The sequence below is a fragment of the Candidatus Cloacimonadota bacterium genome (assembly GCA_011372345.1).
In the GTDB taxonomy this organism is placed as follows: domain Bacteria; phylum Cloacimonadota; class Cloacimonadia; order Cloacimonadales; family TCS61; genus DRTC01.
Window position 1 is genome coordinate 1 of the sequence record DRTC01000484.1, and the last position, 5591, is coordinate 5591.

Consider the following 5591-nt stretch of genomic DNA (forward strand, 5'->3'; position numbering starts at 1 on the left):
CCGTTGTTTTCTGCCATAATATTCTTCCTGCAATAAGTAATCTATTAACTGCACTTTATAATCTGTTATCTACATCCTTCAATCTCTTAACTACATCCTTCAATCTCTTAACTACATCCCTCAATCTTTTAACTACATCCCTTAATCTCTTAACTACATCCCTCAATCTTTTAACTACATCCCTTAATCTTTTAACTACATCCCTTAATCTCTTAACTACATTCTATGATCTTTCATCTACAATGGACAAAACTAAAAAAATATTGTTATATGTAAAGGAGAGATTAATGAATGTAGATAAAAGATTATAAAGTGCAGTTAAGAGATTTACTAATGTTGTTAGTATTTTGGCTACTGTAAATAAGATATTTATTAATGTTGATCAGATTTTGTTTATTGTAGATGAAATATTTAATACTGTAGATGAGATATTGGTGAGAGGGGCTGGGAGATTACTCTGGTACTTCGGATGGTTCAGACTCTAGCGAATCGCTGTATTGAAAGAAATCATTAGCATTTCTTGATTGCGTAAAATTTACTGTTTCCCGAGGAGGATTATAGGAAGAAGAGATTTTGTATTACCCACAAAACCTCCTGTTTTTTTTTTAAAAACTTTAAGAAAAACTATAAATTTTTGATTTTTATCTATTATTGTGTCAATGATAAATTTTATTTTACGCTTGATATTGAAAAAAACATTGATTTAAAAATCATCTCTCTAAAATTTGTCAAAAAATCGGAGGAGAATTGGAAGACCTGTTCGTTAAAGAAGAAATCAAAGAATTGAGGGAGCAGATCACTCATCATAATCAGCTTTATTATGAGAAATCCGAACCGGAAATCTCTGACTATGAATATGATCAATTGGTTAAAAGATTGCAGGAACTGGAAAGCAAATATCCTCAATATAAGATCAATAAAACTCCGACGGAAAAAATAGGTTCGGATCTTGTTCCGGAAGCAAAGATCATTCCACACAAAGTGCGGATGTACAGCTTGGATAATGCTTATTCTCTGGAGGAAGTACAGTCTTTTCTGGGAAAAATCGCAGAGAAGACCGGAAGATTCCCGGAAGTTTCTTTAGAGCATAAGATCGATGGATTCAGCATAAATCTGTTTTATGATAAAGGAACTCTGGTTTATGCGACCACTCGCGGAGATGGATTCGAAGGTGAGGTTGTTACCAATAATGTGAAGACTATCAAGTCTATTCCGCAAAGAATAAAATATAAAAATCCGATCGAAGTTCGCGGTGAGATCTATCTTCCTATCAAAGAATTTGAACGAATAAACAAGGAAAGAGAAGATAAAGGAGAAAAACTTTTTGCCAATCCGCGTAATGCTGCTGCCGGCACGATCAAGGTCAAGGATAGTTCAATTGTCGCGCACAGGAATTTAAGTTCGGTTATTTATTCTGTTGGTTTTCTGGAAAATGAGAAGATCCAGTCGCAAAAGCAGTTACTGGATTTTTTGAAGGATAACAATTTCAAGATCGATGAATATACTGAATTCGCATCTGATTTTGAGAAAATTGTAAAATACTGCAATTTCTGGGAAAAGAGCCGTTCCGAACTGGAAGTTGATATCGATGGAATTGTTATTAAAATGAACGACTTTGCTTTGCAGAAGGAACTCGGTTTTACTGCGAAAAGTCCGAAATGGGCGATGGCATATAAATTCAAAGCAGAAGAGAAACAGACGAAACTTCTCGATGTTATTTATCAGGTTGGAAGAACCGGAGCTGTTACACCGGTTGCAGTTCTGAAACCTGTTTATATTTCCGGTTCGACAGTATCCAGAGCAACCCTTCATAATGAAGATGAGATCAAACGACTCGATTTAAGGATCGGAGATGAAGTAAAGGTCATTAAATCAGGTGAGATCATTCCTAAAATTTTGAGCGTGGATCTTTCCAAAAGAAAAGATAAATTTCCTGAAATCGTCTTTCCAAAAGAATGTCCTGTTTGTGGAACTACTCTGAAAAAAGAAGAAGATGGTGCGATCACTTATTGCAATAATATCAATTGTCCTGCCCAAATTCAGGGAAAGATTCAGCATTTTGCGTCGCGGGAAGCAGTTGATATCGAAGGACTGGGAGAAGCACTCGTTAAACAGTTGCTCGAACATAATTTGATCAGGAAGATCGAAGATATTTATAACATAGATTTTGAGCAGGTTAAGCAGTTTGATAAACAGGCGGAAAAATCGGTTGAGAATCTGAAAGTTGCAATTGAAAAGTCGAAAGAACAGAAATTCCATAAAATCCTTTTCGGACTTGGAATTCGCTTTGTAGGTGCAAAAACATCCAAAATATTGACTCGATATTTTTCCAATATTGATGAGATGATAAACGCAACTATCGAAGATTTTCTCGATATTGAGGAGATAGGTGAAAAAATTGCTTACTCGCTCTTTGACTTTTTCAGGAATGAAGAGAGTCTGAACACAATCCGCAAATTGCAGGAAGCAGGTTTGAATTTTACATCTGAAAAGATCGAGCAGGAAAATTTATTGAACGGTCGGAAGTTTTTAGTAACAGGAACACTTGTTCATTTTAAAAGAAACGAAATAAAGGAGGAAATCGAAAAATTTGGAGGAAAAGTAATTTCCGCTGTCAGCAAGAATCTGGATTATTTGATAGTCGGAGAGAATCCTGGTTCAAAGGTGAAGAAAGCAGAGAAGATCGGAACTGTGAAAATTATTTCGGAAGATGATTTTTTGAAGATGGTTGAAAAGTGAACCGCAAAGACGCAGAGACATAAAGTCGCAAAGTCGCGATACTTGTTCCCACGCTCCCGCGTGGGAATGCAAAAATCCAACGCTCCTGCGTGAAAAGGGAATTAAAGAATGTCCAGAACCAGATATAAAATATACGAAAATAATCAACCGCATTTTCTAACCTGCACAATTGTCAACTGGCTACCAATCTTCGGGAATCCTGAAGTTGCTAAAATCATTTTAAATTCTCTCAAATTTTTACAGGAAAATAAAAGACTAACAATTTTTGCTTATGTAATAATGGAACATCATCTTCATCTTGTTGCTTCTGCAGAGGATTTATCAAAAGAAATCGATGATATCAAGTCTTTTACAGCAAGAGAAATAATCGATTATTTCAAAGTACAAAATAATCAATTCATGCTCAAACAACTAAAATTTCATAAACTAACTCATAAGAAAGATAGAACATTTCAATTATGGCAGGAAAGATTTCATCCTCAACAAATACAGGGCATTGAAATGAAGAATCAGAAAACGACTATATTCATAAAAATTCTGTTATTCACGGATATGTGGATGAAGATATTCATTGGAGATATTCGAGTGCGAGAAATTATGCAGGATTGAATGGATTGATTCCAGTTGAGACTGATTGGTCTTGACGCAATAATGATTACTTGTTCCCATGCTCCTGCGTGGGAACAAATAATAGATATATTGTGTTATGATAAGTTTTGACGCAGGAGCGTCGGAGGAAGCATTCCCACGCAAGAGCGTTGGAACGAGTAACCAACGAAGGAGTATTAGAACGAGAATTATTTCTCCGTGTTCTCTGTGTCTCTGTGGCAAATAAAAATGAAAATATTAGAACGCTACATCCTCAAGGAAAATTTTAAACCATTCATCGTGTCGCTGATAGTCGTCACATTCGTGATGCTGCTCGACAGATTGATCGATCTCTTGAACCTGATCATCGAAAAGCATCTTGATCTTCTGACCATATTTTCCATCTTCAGTCTGAGTTTACCTTTTATGCTCGCCCTGACGATTCCGATGGCTGTTCTTCTTGCTTCCATTATGTCTTTCGGCAGACTTTCTGTCGATCATGAACTGATTGCATTCAAGTCTTGCGGAATAAATATTTATACTTTGATAAAACCGACTGTAATAGCTGCTTTTTTGTTATCAATATTCATGGTTTATTTCAATAATGCAGTTTTACCGGATACAAACCATACTCTCAAAAATCTGATGAGAAAAGCAGGTTATCGCAGACCGGTAACTGCCATTAAACCTGGAATTTTCAATACTCTCGAAAAATATACGATCTATGCTAAAGAACGGATCGAAGATCAATTATTGAATGTGGTTATTTATAATCGTGAAAATATCAAATTTCCTCAGACGATCATCGCTGAAAAGGGCAATATTATTTTATCAGATGGAGGGAACAGCCTGAAAGCAATTCTTTTCAATGGTCAGATGCATGAAAGAGATCCCAAAAAACCAGATAAATACCTGATCAGGAAATTTAAGAAGTTTATTCTGAATTTACCGGATTTAGGTTATAATGCGGATTTTAATACGGATTCGCGCAGTGATCGGGAATTAAGTTCCAAAGCAATGCAGGAAAAGATCGATGAAAAAGAAGGATCGATTAAATCTGTGAAAAAAGAAATTCTTGAGATCAATGAGAAAATAAATGATTTGGAAGTTGATTCTATCCGTACGGAAAAAGATAAACGAAAATTAAAGAATTTCTATAATTCGAGGAAAATCAAGCTGGATAAGATCAGGAATTATCAGAAAAATATTCGGATGTACCAGGTTGAGATCCATAAGAAATATGCGATCGCTTTTGCCTGCCTGATCTTTGTCTTGATCGGTGCTCCTATCGGAATGATGACCAGAACCAGTGGTGTTGGTATGGCTTTTTCCGTCAGCTCGATCGTTTTTCTGATCTATTACGGAACTCTTACGGGGGGAGAAGAACTGGCAGATAAGGGAGTTGTCTCACCATTTCTGGCGATGTGGATTTCGAACATTTTATTTGGAATAATCGGAATTTATTTAGTTATCATTTCAGTTAAAGAAATGAAGTTTATCGATATTGAAAGATTTAAGCTAAAAATAATGAAATTTTTGAAGATTAAATAAAATGTTCTTTGTGCTTCTTCGTGCCTTTGTGCCTTTTTCTCGTTCCCACGCTCCCGCGTGGGAATGAATATAGTTACGCTCTGCGTAAAAACAAGGAATAATTAAATGTCCAGAACCAGATACAAAATATTTGAAAACAATCAACCGTACTTCCTAACTTGTACAACAGTAAACTGGCTACCAATCTTCGGGAATCCTGAAGTTGTCATTTTAAATTCTCTCAAATTTTTACAGGAAAATAAAAGACTAACAATTTTCGTTTATGTAATAATGGAACATCATCTTCATCTTATTGCTTCTTCAGAGGATTTATCAAAGGAAATAGGCGATTTTAAATCTTTTACAGCAAGAGAAATTATTGATTATTTTAAAGAACGAAATAATCAATTTATGCTTAAACAACTGAATTTCTATAAACTCTCATACAAAAATGATAGAAATTTTCAACTCTGGCAGGAAGGAAGTCATCCGCAACTGATTCAAGGAATAGATATGATGAATCAGAAAATTGATTATATTCATAAGAATCCCATTATTCACGGATATGTGGATGAAGATATTCATTGGAGATATTCGAGTGTGAGGAATTATGCTGGGATGGAAGGATTGATTCCAGTTGAGACTGATTGGTCTTGACGCAATAATGATTACTTGTTCCCATGCTCCTGCGTGGGAACAAACAATAGATATATTGTGTTATGATTAGTTTTGAC

At 35.4% G+C, this 5591-nt stretch carries 3 protein-coding genes and 1 pseudogene; all 4 read left to right on the top strand.

Features of this window, described 5'->3' with window-relative positions; all coding sequences use genetic code 11:
• Window positions 1-723: 723 nt before the first annotated feature.
• The 4 genes and pseudogenes from ligA (at window position 724) to ENL20_09380 (ending at window position 5514) form a co-directional block, all read left to right on the top strand.
• Complete coding sequence (gene ligA / locus ENL20_09365) at window positions 724-2739, top strand: NAD-dependent DNA ligase LigA (GenBank protein HHE38766.1); 2016 nt, start codon at window positions 724-726, stop codon at window positions 2737-2739.
• Between the two features lie 108 nt (window positions 2740-2847).
• Window positions 2848-3383, top strand: a pseudogene (locus tag ENL20_09370) (transposase).
• Window positions 3384-3576: 193 nt separating this feature from the next.
• On the top strand, window positions 3577-4878 hold the full coding sequence (locus ENL20_09375; GenBank protein HHE38767.1) for an LptF/LptG family permease: 1302 nt from the start codon (window positions 3577-3579) through the stop codon (window positions 4876-4878).
• A gap of 105 nt (window positions 4879-4983) precedes the next feature.
• Complete coding sequence (locus ENL20_09380; protein ID HHE38768.1) at window positions 4984-5514, top strand: transposase; 531 nt, start codon at window positions 4984-4986, stop codon at window positions 5512-5514.
• The last annotated feature ends 77 nt before the right edge of the window (window positions 5515-5591 follow it).

What these genes read in the sequence shown, in the direction of transcription:
- ENL20_09375 (HHE38767.1), top strand. Translation starts at nt 3,577, where the DNA reads ATGAAAATATTAGAACGCTACATCCTCAAGGAAAATTTTAAACCATTC.
- ENL20_09380 (HHE38768.1), top strand. Translation starts at nt 4,984, where the DNA reads ATGTCCAGAACCAGATACAAAATATTTGAAAACAATCAACCGTACTTC.